Genomic DNA, 16,858 nt, shown 5'->3' on the forward strand with positions numbered 1-16,858 from the left:
CATGATTATGGCCGATTCTCCGAGCCCGAAGCAACCAAGGATCGACGCCACCGTCTTCGTCGCCCCCGGGGCGTTCATCCTGGGAGACGTCGAGATCGGGGCCGATTCCAGCGTTTGGTATCAGGCCGTGGTCCGCGGCGACACGGAGTCGATCCGCATCGGGTCCTCGACCAACATCCAGGACATGACCATGATCCACGCCGACCCGGGCGTGCCGTGCGTGGTCGGCGATCGCGTCACCGTCGGCCACCGGGCGATCCTCCACGGCTGCCGGGTCGAGGACGACTGCCTCATCGGCATGGGCGCGATCCTGCTCAACAACGTGAAGGTCGGCGCGGGCACGGTGGTCGGCGCCGGCGCTTTGCTGCTGGAGAACATGGAAGTTCCGCCAGGCTCGCTCGTGGTCGGCTCCCCCGCGCGGGTCCTGCGACTCATCGGCGATTCGGCCCGAGAGCGGCTCGAACGATCCTGGCGGCACTACTGCGAGATGGCCCGCCGTCACCGAGCCGGGGAATTTCCCCCATTCCTCCCCGATCGTTAGCGGGTGGCACCCTCAGGTCTTCGCGGCGCGCTTCTTCTCCACTCGCCGCGCGAAGCGATCGGCGTCGATGACGCGACGCTTATGCAGCCCCCGGGCGACCGGCTCGGTTTCGTCGAACGCCTCGATGTGGAAGGTGATCGTCGGCCCGTCGACGTGGATCACCCGCGCGCGGCAGGTCACCCGGCTCCCGAGCGGGCTGGGGGCCAGGTGCTCGATCTGGACTACGGCGCCGACGCTCCGCTCGTTCTCGTCCAGACAGGCCGCCAGGGCGTCTCGCGCCACGTACTCCAGGTAGGCGACCAGCCACGGCGTCGAGAGGACCGCGGGCATCCGGCCGTCGGCGAAGTTGATGCAGTTCTCCTCCACCACCTCGATGACCATCTCGCCCGTCAGCCCGGTCCTCGGCGTCTGTTTCACGGTCGCGCTCCGCAACGACCCCCGTCGCGATCGGCGGGAATCGAGAATGATTCTTGATTAGGGCCTCGCCGATACGATATAAGAGACTCGGCCGCCTGACGAGCCCAGCCTCGTCGCGCGGCCTGGCGATCTCCACCGACCTCCTCGGTCGTAAAGTGGTAGCGAGGGTCGCAGATTCGAGGAAGGACGGCGATGGCGACGTCTCTTGCTGGTAAACCACGGAAGGTCGTGCCCAGACTCCTCGCCGTGATCCACGCCGACGGCTGCACGGGCTGCGAGGCCTGCCTCGAGATCTGCCCGGCCGCGTGCATCTACAAGGTGCAAGGCGAGGGCCGTCCTGGGCCCGGGTCGTTCTGCGAGGTCGACCTGGACCGCTGCATCGGCTGCAAGCAGTGCGCGCAACTGTGTCCCTGGAACGCCGCCGCCATGGTCGACACCCCCGACGTGGCTCGTCGCGTCGCGATGAAGGGGGGGCCGTCGTGGTACATCGACGAGGCCTGGGACGCGATCGTCGACCGGGCCCAACGGAACGTCGAGGGCTTCCTGGCGAAGAAGCGGAAATGAGCCGACGACGAGTCGACGCACCGTGCATCCCCGCCGACGCCGGGCTCGGCTCGACCCGAAACACCGCCGAGGGGCTCCGCCTTCCCCTCGCCGATCGACCCACCCGTCTCCTCTCATTCGGAGCCCGTTGATGATGCCGATGAAAGCGCGCTGGCTGCTGGTCCCCGGATTGCTCCTCGCCTCGGGGCTGGTCCTCGTCCAGCATTCGATGCAGGCCGCCGCCGAGGGCGGCTCGCACGTGGCCGCCAGCTTCCAGGACGAGCCCAACAAGCCGCCCGACGAGGATCCCGCCAGCCCCGCCGAGTTCCTCTGGCAGCGGCCCGACCCCAGCCTGATCCGCGATGAGCCGCTCCAGGTGACCGTGCCCAAGGGGCTGCCGCCGCTGACGCCCAAGACCGTCGTCCCGCTCGGGAACCCGATCACCAAGGGCAAGTACGAGCTGGGCCGACTGCTCTACTTCGATCCCCGCGTGTCGCTCGACGGGACGGTGAGCTGTGCGACCTGCCACAACCCCGACAAGGGCTGGAGCGACGGCGGCAAGGTCTCGACCGGCATCGACGGCCAGCGCGGCAACCGCAACGCCCCCACGGTCTTCAACACGGCGTACGGCAAGAACATGTTCTGGGACGGCCGCTCGCCCAGCCTCGAAGGCCAGGCCCAGGGGCCGATGATCAACCCGATCGAGATGGGCGAACAGAAACACGAGGTCATCGTCAAGCGGATCCGCCAGATCCCGGCCTACCGCGAAACGTTCCGCAAAGTCTTCGGCACCGACGTCACCCTTGACGGCATGGCCAAGGCGATCGCGACGTTCGAGCGGGTCGCCGCCCTCTCGGGCAACTCGAAGTACGACCAGTACGTCACCGGCGACCTGAAGGCGATGAACGAGAGCGAGAAACGCGGGATGGTCCTCTTCGGGATCCGCCCCGACCCCGACGACGAGTACGAGCCGACCGTCGAGCTTCAGAAGGCCAAGTGCACCCTCTGCCACGCCGGCGCCAACTTCACCGACGAGGAATTCCACAACCTCGGCGTCGGCTGGAACGAGGCCAAGAAGAAGCACGACGACATCGGCCGCTGGGCCCCCGAGCCGATCGGCCAGAAGGACGATCTCAGCCTCGGCGCCTTCAAGACCCCGACCGTCCGCAACGCGGTGCTCACGGCCCCGTACATGCACGACGGCAGCCTGAAGACGCTCGAAGAGGTGATGGACCACTACAACAAGGGCGGCAACCCGAACCCGTCGCTCGACGAGGACATGAAGCCCCTGAAGCTGACCTCCGAAGAGATCGCCGACGTCATCGCTTTCATGAAGGCGCTGACGGGCGAGGTGAAGACGACGGCCGAACTGCTGCCCAAGGCGCTGCCGCCGGGCCCGGACGGCAAGTCCCCCGATCCCGTCGCGGCGCTGACGGCCCCCGGGGCCTGAGCCCGACTCGATACGCGAGCCTGGATCCCGCCCGACACCCTCCTCGAACCGAGGTCGTCGGGCGTTTCCACGCGCGGGCCGCCCGCTTACGGGATGCGACTGCCGACCCGGAGCGTGATAGGATAGCGTCTCGTCGCCCTCATCCTCATATCCGCCTCGATCTCGGGCCTTGAGACGCCTTCATGAACCGCGATGCCGCGCCGCTCAAAGTTCTGGTCTTCGGCTGCCTGGCCGCCTTGCTGCTGGTCTGCTTCCACCGGGTCTTCTTCGACGACCACCAATTTTCCTACCGCGACGCGGCCCACTATTACTACCCCCTCTACGAACGCGTCCAGCGCGAGTGGGAGGCGGGCCGCTGGCCGCTCTGGGAAGCCGAGGAAAATGCGGGGATGCCCCTGTTGGGCAATCCCACGGCCGCCGTCCTCTATCCCGGCAAGCTGGTCTACGCCGTCCTGCCCTACGCCTGGGCGGCTCGCACCTATATTGTGATGCACGTCGCGCTCGCGTTCATGGCGATGCTCACCCTGATGCGATCCCTGGGAGTGAGCTGGACGGGCGCCGGACTGAGCGCGTTGTCCTACACGTTCTGCGGCCCGATCCTTTTCCAGTACTGCAACGTCATCTTCCTGGTCGGGGCGGCCTGGCTGCCGCTGGGCTTCCTGGCGGTCGACCGCTGGGTCCGAACCGGGCGGCGGCTGGCCCTGGTCGGACTGGCCTTCGTGCTGGGGATGCAGACGCTCGGCGGCGATCCGCAGGCGGCGTACCTGCTGGGCCTCTGCTCGCTGGCGTATGCGGCCGCAGCCGCCTGGTCTTCGGGCCGAGCGTTCCGGGAGGAAACCTCCAGGCCCGAACCCAAGAGATCGCGTCGCGTCGCGCTCGCGGCCCTCTGCCTCCTGGGAGCGGCCGCCTGGACGGCCGTCACCCTCGTCGTGGCCCATTTCGCTCCCATGTTGCGGCCCCGGCATCTCCCGGACAAGCCGACGCCTTCCCTGCCCTGGATGCTGTGGGCGCCGATGGTCGTGCCGATCGTCTGGGCGATGGTCTTGCTGATCTACTTCGGCAGGACGAGGCCGACGCCCGCGCGACGCATCCTCTGGCGGCTGACGTTCGGCCTGGGGACGGCGGCGGCGCTGGCGGCAGCGATGACGGCGGCGCAGCTCCTGCCCGTGCTCGAATTCACGCAACAAACCGTCCGCGCGTCCGAGGAAGGTCCTCACGAGATCTACCCGTTCAGCGTCGAGCCCTTCCGGATCGTCGAGATGTTCTGGCCGAACATCTTCGGGACGTATTTTCACGGCAACGCGAGCTGGATCGACCTCATCAAGATCTCGGAGTCTCAGGGCAAGGTGTGGACGCCTTCGCTCTACCTCGGCGCGGCCGTCGTCCTCCTGGCGCTGCCGGCCCTGGCCTTTCGGAGGGGGGCCGCGATGAGGATGTGGCTCTCGTGGATCGTCGCGATCTCGCTGCTCGGCAGTTTCGGCCAGTACACCAGCCCGATCTGGGCCACCCGGCACGCGGTCAGGACTCTGCACCTCGGCGTCGGGCCGGTCGGCCCGTTCGATCCCGACGACACGACCCCCGTACGCAAGGACGGCTACCTCCGCGACGGCGACGGCGGCCTGTACTGGGCGATGACGACTTTCCTGCCGGCCTTCAAGCAGTTCCGCTTCCCCAGCAAGCTGATGACCTTTTCCGTGCTCGGGATCGCCGCTCTCGCGGGTCTGGGTTGGGACGACCTGGCCCGGGGACGCTCGCGTCCCGTGGTCCGGCTCGCCCGCGGGCTTCTCGGACTGACGATGCTGGCATTCCTCGGCCTATTCGCCGGGCGGGGATGGCTCTTTCGAGCCTTCCCGTCGGCCCAGCTCGCCAGCTCGTTCGGCCCGTTCGACGTCGAGGCGGCATATCGCGTGACGCTGTTCGGCCTCGGGCAGGCGGCGGTGGTCGCGGCGGCCCTGCTGGGGATCGTGGCCATGGTCGCGAAGCGGCCGGCACTGGCCGGCGCCGTCGCCCTTTTGCTGGTCACGGCCGACCTCGGGATGGCCAACCGGGGCATGATCGCCACGGCCCCCCAGGCTCTCCTCGAGGTCGATCCTGAAGTCCTGGAGGTCATCCGCGCCGCGGAGAAGGAGAAGCCGGCGGACGGCCCGTATCGCATCCATCGTTCGCCGCTCTGGAGCCCCGTCGGCTGGTCCAGCCGGAAGTCGGCCGACCGCGTCCGCGAGTTCCTGGAGTGGGAGCGAGCCACGATCCAGCCCAAGTACGGGATCACCCTGGGCGTCGAATATACGCACACGGTGGGCGTCGCCGAGTTGTACGATTACGAGTGGTTCTTCGGCGGCTTCCCCTTCTCCACGAGCCCCGAATTCGCCCGCAGTCTTGGCATTAAGCCGGGCCAGAAGGTCGTCTATTTTCCCCGGCGATCGTTCGACATGTGGAACACCCGCTATTTCATCCTACCGTCGTTCACCAACGACTGGATGGACGAGAATCGCGGATTCGCGGCCTTTTTGGCCGAGACCGAGGTGGTCCACCCCCGCGGCGACGGCCCCGAGACGCCCCAGAAAGCCGCCGAGGCGAAGGAATGGGTGGAAACCAAGGATTACCAGATCCGCCGCAATCGTCGGCAATTCCCCCGCGCCTGGGTGGTGCGGAGCGCGAGGGCCCTGAGGCCGGTCACGGGCATGTCGCGCGCGGACCGATCCGGCCCGATGATGGAGATCATGTACGACGACCAGGACCCCATCTGGCGGGATCCGACGATGATCTCGCACGACCCTCATCAGCTCGCCTGGGTCGAGAACCAGGACGCCGTCGCCCTCGCGCCTTACACCCGGGGCACGCCCGTCCGGCCCTCCGAGAAGGTGCAGGTCGTCTATCCCCATGCGAGTCGCGTGGAGCTTTCGGTCTCGCTCGACGTCCCCGGGATCGTGGTGCTCGCCGACGTCTTCTATCCGGGCTGGACGCTGACGATCGATGGCAAGCCCGCCCCCGTCTACCGGGTCAACCGCATGATGCGCGGGGCGGCCGTCGAGGCGGGGACGCATAAGCTGGTCTACAAGTACGAGCCGCGGTCGTTCCGTCTCGGCCTGATGCTCTCGATCGCGGGGCTGCTCGCGGCGTTCGGCTTCGCACTCCATGCGTTTCGCCGCCCCGTCGTCGCGCTCCCCTGGAATGAGGCCGGCCCGAAACGAGGAGCCTAACGCCATGACGAAGAGATCGTACTTTCGCTCGGCCGCTGCGGCCCTTTCCCTCGCCATGGCGACTGTCGGCGCGGCGCCGGGCCAGACCCCCGCGCAGCCCAAGGTCGTCCCCGGGCCGAACGAGCCGGACTGGGACGTGGTCCTGCGGGATCGCTACGGGCTCTCGATGTTCGGCGACCTGCTCAACCCCGTGCGCACGACGGCCGCGCAGACGCCCGGGCTCTTTAGAAAGGCCGGTCCCGGCCCCGTCACGTACCGTCCCGTCATCGCGCTCGGCCTGGAGACCCGCAATCGCGGCGGCTGGTATCTTCCGGGCCCCGGCGCGGACGCTCCCGTCAAGGTCGAGACCTGGACTTACACCTTCAAGAATACGACCCGGGACCTCGAATCGGGCGCGAACCTGCCGCCGCCGCTCGAGCCCGGGGGCTCGCTCGCGTTCGACCCGGGCGACGCCCTTTTCGGAGTCTGGGCGTCGAACGACGCCCTGGACGACGGCGGGGTCTTCTCCGAGCCCTCGCTGGTGGCCCGCGTCAATAAGCGGCTCGCCGCCCAGCCCTACAAGGCCATGATCTACCCGAATCGCGACAAGGCCACGGGGAAGACGATCCCCAACAGCTATCTGATCGGCTGGGAATATTCGACCAACGACGATTTCCAGGACGTGGTGTGCGTCCTGGAAAACGTTAGGCTTCGGATCGAACCTTGAACGGCCCGATTGCAGGGGACGACCGCCAGGTCACGGCTTCTTCTCGGCCTCCGCCTTGGGCGTCTCCACTTTCGGCTCGGCCGGCTTCGGCTCGTCGGCCTTGGCGGCTTCCGACTTGGGCTCTTCAGCCTTGAAGGCCGCGTCGGGGATGGGGACGTCGGCCGCCGGCTTGGCGGGCTCGGGCGACGGTGCCTCCGCCTTCTTGGCGGGTACAGGCTTGCCGATCTTCTCCAGGTAATACGTGATCAGCGGTCGCAGAGCGAGGTCGGGGACCAGTTCGAGGGCCTGTGTGTAGTGCTCGGCCGCGCGCTCGGGCTCGCCCCACTCCAGCAGGCACTGGGCCAGGTCGAACTCCCAGTTGGCCTGCCTCGAGACCTGCTCTGGGATCAGGCCCCCGTCGTTCGCGGCTCCGACGAGGTCGCCGCGCATCGATCGACCGGCGATGCCGATGGCCTTGGAAGTCCGGTCGAACGCCAGCCGGGGTACGGCCTGGGTCTGCCAGAGCATCGTGGCGTAGGAATAATTCCCCATCAGCTTGTACACCAGGCCCTGTCGGAACGGGGCCAGGGCGGAATCGCCGAGGTTCGGGTCAGCAGCCCCCGAGGGAGCGATGACCTCAAGAGCCCGCTCGGGCTGGCCCGTGCTGCAATACAGGTCGAGCAGGCGCGGCTTGACGACGGTCGGGCTGAGGTTGCTCCGGTTGGCGTCCTCGAACTGGGTGATGGCGAGGCCCGCCGCACCCTGGCTGAGCGCGTACTGGCCGAGTTCGATGGGACCGGCCTGACGCTCGATCTGGAGGTTGCTGACGGCCTGCTCGATCTGGGCGACCTGCTGATTGAGCTGCTCCATAAGGGCCTGATACTGGAGACGTGGCTCGGAGGCCAGGTCGCCGGGTTTGGCCGTGGCCAGAAGCGCCCTGAGCTGCTCGCGAGCCAGGTCGACGAACCCGAGTTGCAGGAATGCGTCGTAGAGTTCGTACTGGACGGACATCAGCTCCTGGCGTTCGGCCTGCGTGTGGGGCGGCGGCGACGTCTGGACCGCGTAGTTCAACGCGGTCACGAGCTGCCTAAGCCGCTCGCTCATCAGCGTGCCGCCCGGCTTGATTGCGGCGATGCGCTCGCGGTTCTCCGGGGTCAAGGCGATACCCGAAAGGACGGCGGCCTCCTGCTGGGCCAGGGCCCGGTAGGCGACGGAGAGCAAGCGATACGCCGTGTAGTCGTCGGGATTCTGCGCCAGTGCCGAGCGAGCCTCGCGGATCGCCAGCAGGCACCTGGCGGGGTCGGGCGGGGCGGGGGAGCCGTCGGCGCTCAGGCCGCCTCCGAGCCAGCGGCGGGCGGCGTTGGTCTGCGACCGCGGCGGCGTCAGCGAGCGGCTCTGGAGGAAGTCGTCGATGAAGTCGACCGGCGTCGGCGGCCGGTCGGCGGCCGGCGTCGGGGCGACGATCTTGTAGGCCCGGAGCTCAGGATCCAGGCGGTTCGCGCGGAAGGTCGCCACGTCGGGCTCGGCGGCGTCCGATCGGCCGAACATCACGACCTGCCCGTCGTCGTAGAATGGGATCCAGTTGGGGCTCTGGAACAGGCGGCGATAGGTGTTCCTCGCCGAATCGGCGTCGATCATCACCGTCGAGATCTTGTGCTCGTCGAACAGCGGCTTCCAGATCGCCGGATCGTCGTCGCGCAGGGCGTTGAGGAGGGTCCGATGCTGCTCCAGCAGGGCGTTCGGGAACAGGTTCGCGCGGTTGTCGACGAACGACTTCCGCGTCGGCCCCGCCTTCCAGACCACGGCGTCGCCCTGGGCGGAGTTCCAGTTGAAGACGTTCCCCTTGATGTCGTCGTGGGCCGCCAGGTATTCGGCGGCCTTGAAGGCGAAGTCGTCGGGATCGAAGCCGAATCCGAACCGCTGGTCGCCCTTCGATTTGCCATAGCCGGTGATGGCGACCGCGACGAAGCCGAAAAGGGCCGCGAGCGAGACGAGGCGGCCGCCGGTCGACCAAAGGGTCCAGCCGCTCCCCAATCGACCCGTCACGCCGAACCGCCGCTGATACCATTCCTGGCCGTTGAGCGCGGCGACCGCAGCCAAAACCATGGCGAACCCGGCGCTGTAGCGCGTGTAGACGGCCCAGGCGAACGCGGCGAATACGAACGGTAGGAACCGTGCCCATGAGAATCGCGCGACGTTGACCACGAACGAGGCCGCGCCCAGGCCGACGAACACGACGTAGAAGAGCGCCAGCCAGTGCCACGCGCCCGGATACAGCGACCGGATCGTCCTGCCGAAGTACGAGAGCTGATCCAGGGTGGGAGGCGGAGCGTCGCTCGAGAAGAAGCTGGTCACCGGCTCCAGCGCCGCCGGGTAAATCCTGATGTGCGAGGGGTTGAGCAGGACGATCAGCGCGCTGGCCAGCAGGATCGCGGTCGCGAAGCCGGCCGAGACCGGCGGCCGGGGCGTCTCCTCACCGGCTTTGATCGGGGCGCCCGCCTCGACATCCGCCCCTCGACCGTCCAGGAACTTGCCGAGCACGGCCGACGCCAGGATGAGCAGCCCGAAGAGGAACGACTCGTCGACGTTGGCCCAGACCAGGAAGAGCGGCACGAGCGCGTAGAGCGCTCCGGCCCGCGACTGGCCGAACGCCCGGAAGAGCAGGAACAATTCCAGGGCGAGGAACAAGTCACCCCAGGTCGAGGGCCCGACGACCGCCGGCTGGGCGATCCCCCCGAGCATGAGCCCGGCCGGACCGAAGACCGCGCCCAGCGCGAGGGCCGTGCAGAGGGCAGCCCACCAGAGCCCTGGTCCCTTGTGGCGGATCTTGATCAGGACGAAGGCCGTCGCGAGCCTGAGGAACGCCGTCAAGGCCACCAGGGCGCCGGTCGCGATCTGCTCGGCCGAGGCGCGGTTCGCCGTCGGATCGTCGGGGGCCTCCGGCACCAGGCTGTAGGCCGCGTTGTACAGCCCCGCCGAGGCCGCCTGGAACAGCCAGGGGACGTTGACCCAGGTCTTCCCCTCCTCGGTGTAGGAGAACGCGTCGGCCACCAGCGGCGTCCCCCTGGCGATGATCTCCCGGCCCACCTTGAGGTTGGACCACAAGGGCGCGTGATTCGTCTTCAGGAACGAGGCGACGAACGTCAGCAAGAGCGCGGCGCCTAGCACGTACAGGTCGTAGTAGGCGTTCCACTCGGTGACGCGCTCGGGGGTCCAGGGCTCGGGTTGCGGCTCGGGCTCGGCGTCGGCGTCGAGCGGTTCGGACCCCTCGGGGACGGGGCCGCCGTGGCGGAGGTCGGCGTCGTCGCGGTCGCGTTTCTTGTCGGGGACGGGCGAGGAGGCGTCGGGTCGTGTCATGAGACTCAGCCGGCAAGAGAATCCGAATGATCGCGAAATCGGGCCGAGGCGGAAGGACGGCGACGCGCTCCTCGGTCGATAGGGGGAGAATTCATGCTAGAAGGCATCGCCAAGGGCGGTCAAGGGGGGTGGCCGGCGAGGCTCGTTGACTTCGACCGGGCCCGACCTAGAATGCGTAAGTTCCGAAGGGCGGCCGGCGTGGGTTCTCTTGCCCCAGGCCTCGCCAGACGACTCGATTTCTGGGAAACCCCGGCGATGAAGCTTCTCACCGCGATCCCCGTCCACAACGAGGAGAAGTACCTGGAAGAGGTGCTTCGCCAGGTCCTCCGCCACGCGGACGACGTGCTCGTGGTCGACGACGGCTCGAAAGACCGCACGCCGGAACTGCTCAAGGGCTTCCCCGAGGTCCGCGTCATCCGCCATCCGACCAACCTCGGTTACGGAGCGGGGCTGCGGACGGCCTTCGGCGCGGCCCTCGACGGCGGGTACGACGCCCTCGTCACGCTCGACTGCGACGGCCAGCACGAGCCCGCCCTGATCCCCGAGGTCGCGGCCAAGCTCGCCGAGGCCGACATGGTCTCCGGCAGTCGCTATCTCCAGGTCTTCGACCCCTCCCAACGCCCGCCGGAAGAACGTCGGCGGATCAACGTCGAGGTCACCCGCTGGCTGAACGAGTGCCTCGGGCTCAACCTCACCGACGCGTTCTGCGGGTTCAAGGCTTACAACCGCCGCGCCCTGGAATGCTTCGAGGTCACCGACCTCGGCTACGCCATGCCCCTGCCGATCTGGGTGCAGGCGGTCCAGCATGGCCTGAGGATCGTGGAGACGCCGGTGCCTTTGATCTACCTGGACGAATCGCGCGCCTTCGGCGGCTCGCTCGACGACTCGACGTACCGTCTGAATCACTATCGCCAGGTCTTCTCCGACGCTCTCAAGGCCGCAGGCCTGGAAGTGGCCGGAGGTTGTCGCGGATGAAAGGCACCCGCCTGCGGGCTCCCTCCAGCGACGGCGGCCTGCTGGCGACGCCTCCCCTCGATCAAGCGGCCTCGCTCGTCGACGCGAACGTCGCCCGCGCCTCGTCGTGGGATCATGACTTCCAGGGTCGCCCGGCCTCCTGGTTGCGCGGGCTCGTCCGCCGCCAGGCCGTCGAGGAAGCCCGTCTCTTCCTCAAAAGCCTGGGCATCGAGCCGACTGCCCCGACCGACGCCGAGGACGGGAATCTCGACGGCCTGGTCGTCACCGGACATCAACCCGAGCTGTTCCACCCCGGGGTGTGGGTCAAGAACTTCGCCGCGGCAGGGATCGCCGCCCGAGCGGGCACCTCGGCCCTCAACCTGATCATCGACGACGACATCCCGAAGTCGGCCTCCATCCGCGTCCCGCACCGGGAGGATGGTCGCCTGGCCCTGCGACGGATCGAGTTCGACCGCTGGGAGGGCGAAGCGCCCTATGAGGACCTGCCCGTCCGCGACGAGGCGGTCTTCGCTTCCTTCGGCGATCGGGTGCGCGATGGGCTCGGCGGCCTGATCGCCGACCCTCTGATCGACCACTTCTGGCCGGAGTTGGCTCGGTACTCCGAGAGCGGCCTGACGCTCGGCCTGAGGATGGCGGCGGCGCGTCGACGCATCGAAGCGTCCTGGGGCGTCTCGAACCTGGAAGTGCCGTTCAGCCGCCTCTGCCAGACCGAGGGATTCCACTGGTTCACTTCCCATCTGCTCGCCGAGTTGCCCCGGTTCCAGGTCATCCACAACCAGGCCCTATGGGAATACCGCCGGCTCTATGGGATCCGCAGCAAGAACCACCCCGTATCGGCCTTGAAGGCGGAGGGCGATTGGCTTGAAGCCCCATTCTGGGTCTGGCGTGCAGGGCGTCCCCGGCGTCGGCCGCTGATGGTCCGCCAGGACGGACCCACGATGCTCCTCAAGATCGCCGAGGAACTCGAACCCTTCCTGGAACTCCCGCTCGCTCCCGGTCGCGAGGCCTGTTGCGCGGTCGAGCGTCTCATGGAACTGTCGGCGACCGACGTCCGCCTGCGCACTCGGGCCCTGACCACGACGATGTTCAGCCGATTCCTGCTGAGCGACCTGTTCATCCACGGGATCGGAGGCGCGAAGTACGACGAGCTGGGCGACGTGGTCGCGAGCCGGTTCTTCGGGGCGTCCCCGCCGAGCTTCCTGACCCTTTCGCTGACCTCGTGGCTCGGCTTGCCCGAGTCTCCGGCCTCGGTGGAAGGGCTCTTCGCGCTTGAACGCGAGATCCGGGGCCTGGAATACAATCCCGACCGCCACCTGCCCCAATCGGCGACCGTCGAGGAGCAGGACCTCGTCGCCGAAAAGCGTCGCATCATCGCCGAAAACCCGGTCGACCCTCGCGAACGCCGGGATCGATTTCGGAAGATCCGTTCGATCAACGAGAGGCTCCATCCTCTCGTCGCGGATCGCATCCAGCTCTTGCGAGAAGAGCGCGTGCGGATGGTTCACGAACTGGACGAGAATCGGACGGCTCGCAGTCGCGAATACTCCCTGGTCTTACACTCGCATGCTCGCTTGCGACAGGTGATGCTGGGCATCGCAAATCCGCTGCTCCAGCCGGCCGCCGAGGCGGTCGAATCGTGACAATCGCATAAGGCGGTCCGAGGTGGGGAAAAAGCGCCTCCCGCGACCACTTTTTCGGGCGGAAGCGCCCCCCAGGCCGTACAATGGGGTGTGCACGGCGTCTCGTCGTGAGCAGCGACGCCCTCGCCGGTTCCACGGTTGACAGCCCCCGCCCCTCGCGGCGCGTCCGAAAGATGGTCGACCTGATGAAAGCCTCCACCCAGGAGACGCGGCTCCCGTTTCGTCGAGGTTCGGTCGAGTACTGCCTGGGGACCGAGGCCGACCACGAGGCGGTCTATCAGACGCTGCTCCACGTGTTTCACGGCCCGGATCGCGAGTCCTACCTGGGCACGCTGAGCGATCCCGCGTACCGTCCCGACGAGCGTTTGCTCGTCAAGGTCGACGGCCGGATCGTCAGCCACGTCCACCTCACCGAGCGGGAGATCCGCTACGGCGGCGTCACCATCCCCATGAACGGCATCATGTGGATCGGCACCCTCCCGGAATTCCGGGGCCTCGGCTTCGCCCAGAACCTGATGCGACTCGCCGACGAACGCTCGCGCGCGACGGGGGCCGTCGTCCAGGCCCTCACCACGCGAATGCCGCGCTTCTACAAGCCGCTCGGCTGGGGCGTTTGCGGACGCCGGACCTTCGGGCAGACGCTGAGCCGAAACCTGCCCCAGGCGACCGACGGCGTCGTCGAAGGGAAGGGAGGCGGCTGGCACGTCCGCCCCTGGCGGCAGGTCGAACTGGGCGACCTCATGGCCCTCTACGACATGCAGTTCCGCACGACCACGGGGACGGCCGCCCGATCCGAAGAATATTGGCGCTGGCTGATCGGCCGCCGCTACGCCCACGTCATCTGGGTCGCCTGCCAGGGCGAGGCCGTGAGGGGCTATGCCTTCGTTAAAGACCATCGCATCCTGGAGATGGCCACCGACCCGGCGCAGCCGCAGGCGCTCAAGGCCCTCCTCGGCCGGGTACGCGCCGAGGCCCTGGAACGCGCCTATCCCGAGGTGACGATCAACGGCCCCGTCGACCATCCGGCGCTCGAGGCCTGTCGGGCGGCCGGCGGTCGGATCTTCGATCAGGACGCCGTCGACGGCTCGGTCTCGATGTACCACGTGCCCGACGTCGGCCGGTTCCTCAAGGCGATCCTGCCGGAACTGAGCCGACGGGTTCAGGAGGCCGGCTCGACCGCTCCGCTCGAACTCGGCCTGACCGTCGACGACCATCGTTGGCTGATTCACGCCGACGGCAAGAACTCGAGGGTCGAGCCCGACAAGCTCAGCCGTCGTCACCTGACGCTCCGCTCGGCGACGTTCGTCCGCCTCGCCATGGGACATGTCGGCGTCGAAGAAGCGGCCGGTGAGGACGGATTCGTGGCCTCCACAGCCACCGCCCTCGACGCCGCCCGCATCCTGTTCCCCATCCAGCCGATCTGGCGCAGCCCGCTCGACTCGGCCACGGCCTGAGCGCGGGACGAGCGAACTTCGGGCTCAGTCATAGCCTCGCCTCGACCCGCTGAGGGCTAGGTATTGGCTGCCGGGATAGCTCGGCGTCGCCACGAGTCGAAAGCGATCCCGGCCTCCTGCGCCCTTCGCAGGGCCGAATCCAGGATCTTCAGGGCTGCCAGCACTTCGGCGTCCTCCCTCGTGGCAGCCTCGGTCTCGAAGGAGTTTATCAGCGCGGCGAGATCGGCGCCGGCTTTGGCAGGTGTGCCCTCGCATGCGAAAGGCGCTTCGAAGGGTGGCATCCCGTCGATCGCGGCTCGCACGAATGGCGATCGCAGGATCGCCATGGCCCGTCGATCGACCTCCTCGGCCCACTTCATGACCGAGAGGTCGGCTTGGTAGGTCTCGACGCCCACGGGGGTCTCCAAGATCAGTCGGAAGCCGTGGCTGGAGACGACGTCCTGTGGCGAGCCCAGGGGGGCGAAATTCGCCGTGAGCAGAAACATAGCCCGGTCGCGAGTGCCGCCGGAAGCCCGATGAAGATCAGGATGAGCGTCGGCGACCGTAAGTCTTCGACCAGTGATAGGCGCCGTAGCCGTAGGGGCGGTCCACTTCCCGGACGGTCCAGAAGGACACCGCGGCTGAGATCAACATCAGCGGTACGCCGATGATCGGGTTCAGGGCTAAGGAACCGAGCACGACGCTCGACGTCGCAAGAGCCCAGCACGCACACCAGCGCCTTGCCCGTCGATGCTCGGCCGGCACTGTCGGGTCGACGGGCCCGGTCGCCGAGAGCATCGGCTAAAACGCCGCCTGCCGTTTGGCGAAGAAGCGTTTCACCGGGGGCGAGTTCAGATAAACCGAGAACAAGGCGTAGACGATGATGAACGTCACGCCCAGCGTGATCCGCTGCTGATCCAGGCGGTCGACGAGCGGCTTGTACTCGTAGTCGGACAGCTCGTTCGCGTAGGGGTCGTCGGCCGTCGCGGTGGAGCGGGTCACGACGTCGCTCTGGTCGGCGAAGTTGGCCTCGAAGATCGGCACCCCGATCAGGGCGATCACGTCGACGATGGCGCCGAGCGTCAGGGCGAGGAGCAGGACCTTGAGCGACTTCCCCCTCAAGAACTGCACCGAGCCGTAGACCCCGTACCCGGCGACCACGCCCAGCATGAGCCAGCCGTACTGGTACATGCCCGCGGGGACGCGGACCGACTGGATGATCGCGAGGAGCGTCAACAGGCCGCCGGCCAACGCGCAGAAGATCCCGGGGATGGCGATGTGGAGCGGGATGCCGGAAGGCGGGGGCGGCGGCGGAGGATACAGGTCGTCCTCCAGGCCGATGTGCATCCCCGTGTCTTGATCGGTGCCGCAGGTCGGGCAGAGCGACATCCCCTTGGGGACGAGGCCGCCGCAGCGCGAGCAGCGTCGGGCGTGGGCGCGGGCCTCGGCGCCGACGGCCTTCTTCTTGCGGCGGGTTTCTTCCTTGAACAGGGCTGCGGCGTCGCTGATCGCGGCCGAAGCGTTCCCGATGCTCTTCTCGGCGTCGCCGGCGAGCATCGGCAGGTCGAACGTCTCGCGCAGGTCGCCTTCCGCCCGCGGCGACGGCAAGTCGTCGAGGATGGGGAATCCACCCTTGGGTATCTCGTAGGTGGACGTGTTGGCCGCGTCGATTTCGCCGGGACGGGTCGAGGCGGAATTCGCGTCATTCGGCGTCACGGTGAAGCGATGGGCGCACTTCGGGCACTTCAACCGCTTCCCCGCCGGAACCTGGTCGGGGAGGTTGAGGACCGTCTTGCACTGTTCGCAACTGATGGTGCGCGGCATGATCCCGTCGCCTATCCCTTCGGTCCGCCTGTTCCGCCCGAGGCCGCCCCGTCGTCCGGCGGGGCCGCATCGGGCCACGCCGTCCGATCGACCCACCCACGCGATTCTATCCTACTGACGTCCGGCCGAGAAGGAACTTAGGAACCGGTGCCGGAGAAGCGCCGGCGGCTCGTCCGGAAGGAGATCACCAAGTTCATGACGCCCAGGGGCCCTTCGGAGTTCAGGCGGATCCGACGACGGTCCCACCGGCCGATTGGAACACCGCGCGGATGACCTCGTGACGATGGTCGAAGAGTTTCTGGAGCTTGTGTTCAAGGAACCGGCCGCCGATCATGGCGCCCAGCAGGCCGAGCGGCGGCGCGTAGTCGATGACGTCCCTGAGCAGGGTGCCGCACCGGCCGTCGTCGGCGAACTCGTGGCGATGGGTCCAGGACGCGAACGGACCCCGGATCTGGCGGTCGACGAAGAGCCGGCCGGGTTCGTACTCGATATGCTCGACGGCCCACTCGATCGGCAGCGGACCGAGTCGCGTCCGGATCACGACCTGCGTCCCCACTTCGAGGGAATTCGGGGCCTGGACGACCTCGACCGGCTCGCCGGGCGGGATCAGTCGGTCGAAGGCGTCGGGGCGTTCGAAGAACGCGAAGACGTCGGCCGGCGACGCGTCGATCCGTGATTCTTTGATGAACCGACGCATGAACCTGGCCGCCTTTACGCGCGGGGGGACCGAAAGCCTGGACTGATCATCGGGATAGACTATGGAAAGTTTGACGATCTGTAAATATCGAAGACC

Annotated in this window: 13 protein-coding genes; 8 read left to right on the forward strand and 5 right to left on the reverse strand. The window is 67.7% G+C overall.

Annotated elements, in window-relative coordinates:
* Position 1 precedes the first annotated feature (1 nt).
* Positions 2-541: a gamma carbonic anhydrase family protein gene (locus tag PZE19_RS05415; RefSeq protein ID WP_277859551.1), complete on the forward strand. Its 540-nt coding sequence runs from the start codon at positions 2-4 to the stop codon at positions 539-541.
* Positions 542-553: 12 nt separating this feature from the next.
* Here PZE19_RS05415 and PZE19_RS05420 read toward each other — a convergent pair whose 3' ends face one another.
* A complete protein-coding gene (locus PZE19_RS05420; RefSeq protein ID WP_277859552.1) occupies positions 554-958 on the reverse strand; it encodes a thioesterase family protein in 405 nt (134 codons plus the stop codon).
* A gap of 228 nt (positions 959-1,186) precedes the next feature.
* Here PZE19_RS05420 and PZE19_RS05425 point away from each other — a divergent pair, with 228 nt between their 5' ends.
* The 4 genes from PZE19_RS05425 (at position 1,187) to PZE19_RS05440 (ending at position 6,857) form a co-directional block, all read left to right on the forward strand.
* Positions 1,187-1,522 (forward strand): ferredoxin family protein, encoded by a 336-nt coding sequence (locus PZE19_RS05425; protein WP_277859553.1) that lies wholly within the window; start codon positions 1,187-1,189, stop codon positions 1,520-1,522.
* 130 nt (positions 1,523-1,652) lie between these two features.
* Positions 1,653-2,951 (forward strand): cytochrome-c peroxidase, encoded by a 1,299-nt coding sequence (locus PZE19_RS05430; RefSeq protein WP_277859554.1) that lies wholly within the window; start codon positions 1,653-1,655, stop codon positions 2,949-2,951.
* A 182-nt stretch (positions 2,952-3,133) separates the two neighbouring features.
* Positions 3,134-6,151 (forward strand): putative glycosyltransferase family protein, encoded by a 3,018-nt coding sequence (locus PZE19_RS05435; protein WP_277859555.1) that lies wholly within the window; start codon positions 3,134-3,136, stop codon positions 6,149-6,151.
* Between the two features lie 4 nt (positions 6,152-6,155).
* A complete protein-coding gene (locus PZE19_RS05440) occupies positions 6,156-6,857 on the forward strand; it encodes a hypothetical protein (RefSeq protein WP_277859556.1) in 702 nt (233 codons plus the stop codon).
* A 30-nt stretch (positions 6,858-6,887) separates the two neighbouring features.
* Here PZE19_RS05440 and PZE19_RS05445 read toward each other — a convergent pair whose 3' ends face one another.
* Positions 6,888-10,193: a tetratricopeptide repeat protein gene (locus PZE19_RS05445; RefSeq protein ID WP_277859557.1), complete on the reverse strand. Its 3,306-nt coding sequence runs from the start codon at positions 10,191-10,193 to the stop codon at positions 6,888-6,890.
* A gap of 255 nt (positions 10,194-10,448) precedes the next feature.
* On the opposite strand from PZE19_RS05445, the gene PZE19_RS05450 reads away from it, so the two are divergent.
* The 3 genes from PZE19_RS05450 to PZE19_RS05460 all read left to right on the forward strand — a co-directional run bounded on the left by PZE19_RS05450 (position 10,449) and on the right by PZE19_RS05460 (position 14,262).
* Positions 10,449-11,168, forward strand: a complete 720-nt coding sequence (locus tag PZE19_RS05450; RefSeq protein ID WP_277859558.1) for a glycosyltransferase family 2 protein — start codon at positions 10,449-10,451, stop codon at positions 11,166-11,168.
* Positions 11,165-12,808 carry a troponin gene (locus tag PZE19_RS05455; RefSeq protein ID WP_277859559.1) on the forward strand — a complete coding sequence of 548 codons (1,644 nt, stop codon included), beginning with the start codon at positions 11,165-11,167 and terminating at the stop codon, positions 12,806-12,808. The genes PZE19_RS05450 and PZE19_RS05455 overlap by 4 nt, the downstream gene beginning before the upstream one ends.
* A 185-nt stretch (positions 12,809-12,993) precedes the next feature.
* Positions 12,994-14,262, forward strand: a complete 1,269-nt coding sequence (locus PZE19_RS05460; protein WP_277859560.1) for a GNAT family N-acetyltransferase — start codon at positions 12,994-12,996, stop codon at positions 14,260-14,262.
* A 56-nt stretch (positions 14,263-14,318) separates the two neighbouring features.
* Here the strand turns inward: PZE19_RS05460 and PZE19_RS05465 are convergent, their stop codons facing one another.
* The 3 genes from PZE19_RS05465 to PZE19_RS05475 all read right to left on the reverse strand — a co-directional run bounded on the left by PZE19_RS05465 (position 14,319) and on the right by PZE19_RS05475 (position 16,762).
* The gene (locus tag PZE19_RS05465; RefSeq protein ID WP_277859561.1) at positions 14,319-14,747 is read right to left on the reverse strand and encodes a hypothetical protein; all 429 of its coding nucleotides are present in this window, start codon (positions 14,745-14,747) and stop codon (positions 14,319-14,321) included.
* A gap of 295 nt (positions 14,748-15,042) precedes the next feature.
* On the reverse strand, positions 15,043-16,065 hold the full coding sequence (locus tag PZE19_RS05470) for a zinc ribbon domain-containing protein (protein WP_277859562.1): 1,023 nt from the start codon (positions 16,063-16,065) through the stop codon (positions 15,043-15,045).
* A 220-nt stretch (positions 16,066-16,285) separates the two neighbouring features.
* Positions 16,286-16,762: an SRPBCC family protein gene (locus tag PZE19_RS05475; RefSeq protein WP_277859563.1), complete on the reverse strand. Its 477-nt coding sequence runs from the start codon at positions 16,760-16,762 to the stop codon at positions 16,286-16,288.
* Positions 16,763-16,858: the final 96 nt, after the last annotated feature.

This window comes from Paludisphaera mucosa (genome assembly GCF_029589435.1).
In the GTDB taxonomy this organism is placed as follows: domain Bacteria; phylum Planctomycetota; class Planctomycetia; order Isosphaerales; family Isosphaeraceae; genus Paludisphaera; species Paludisphaera mucosa.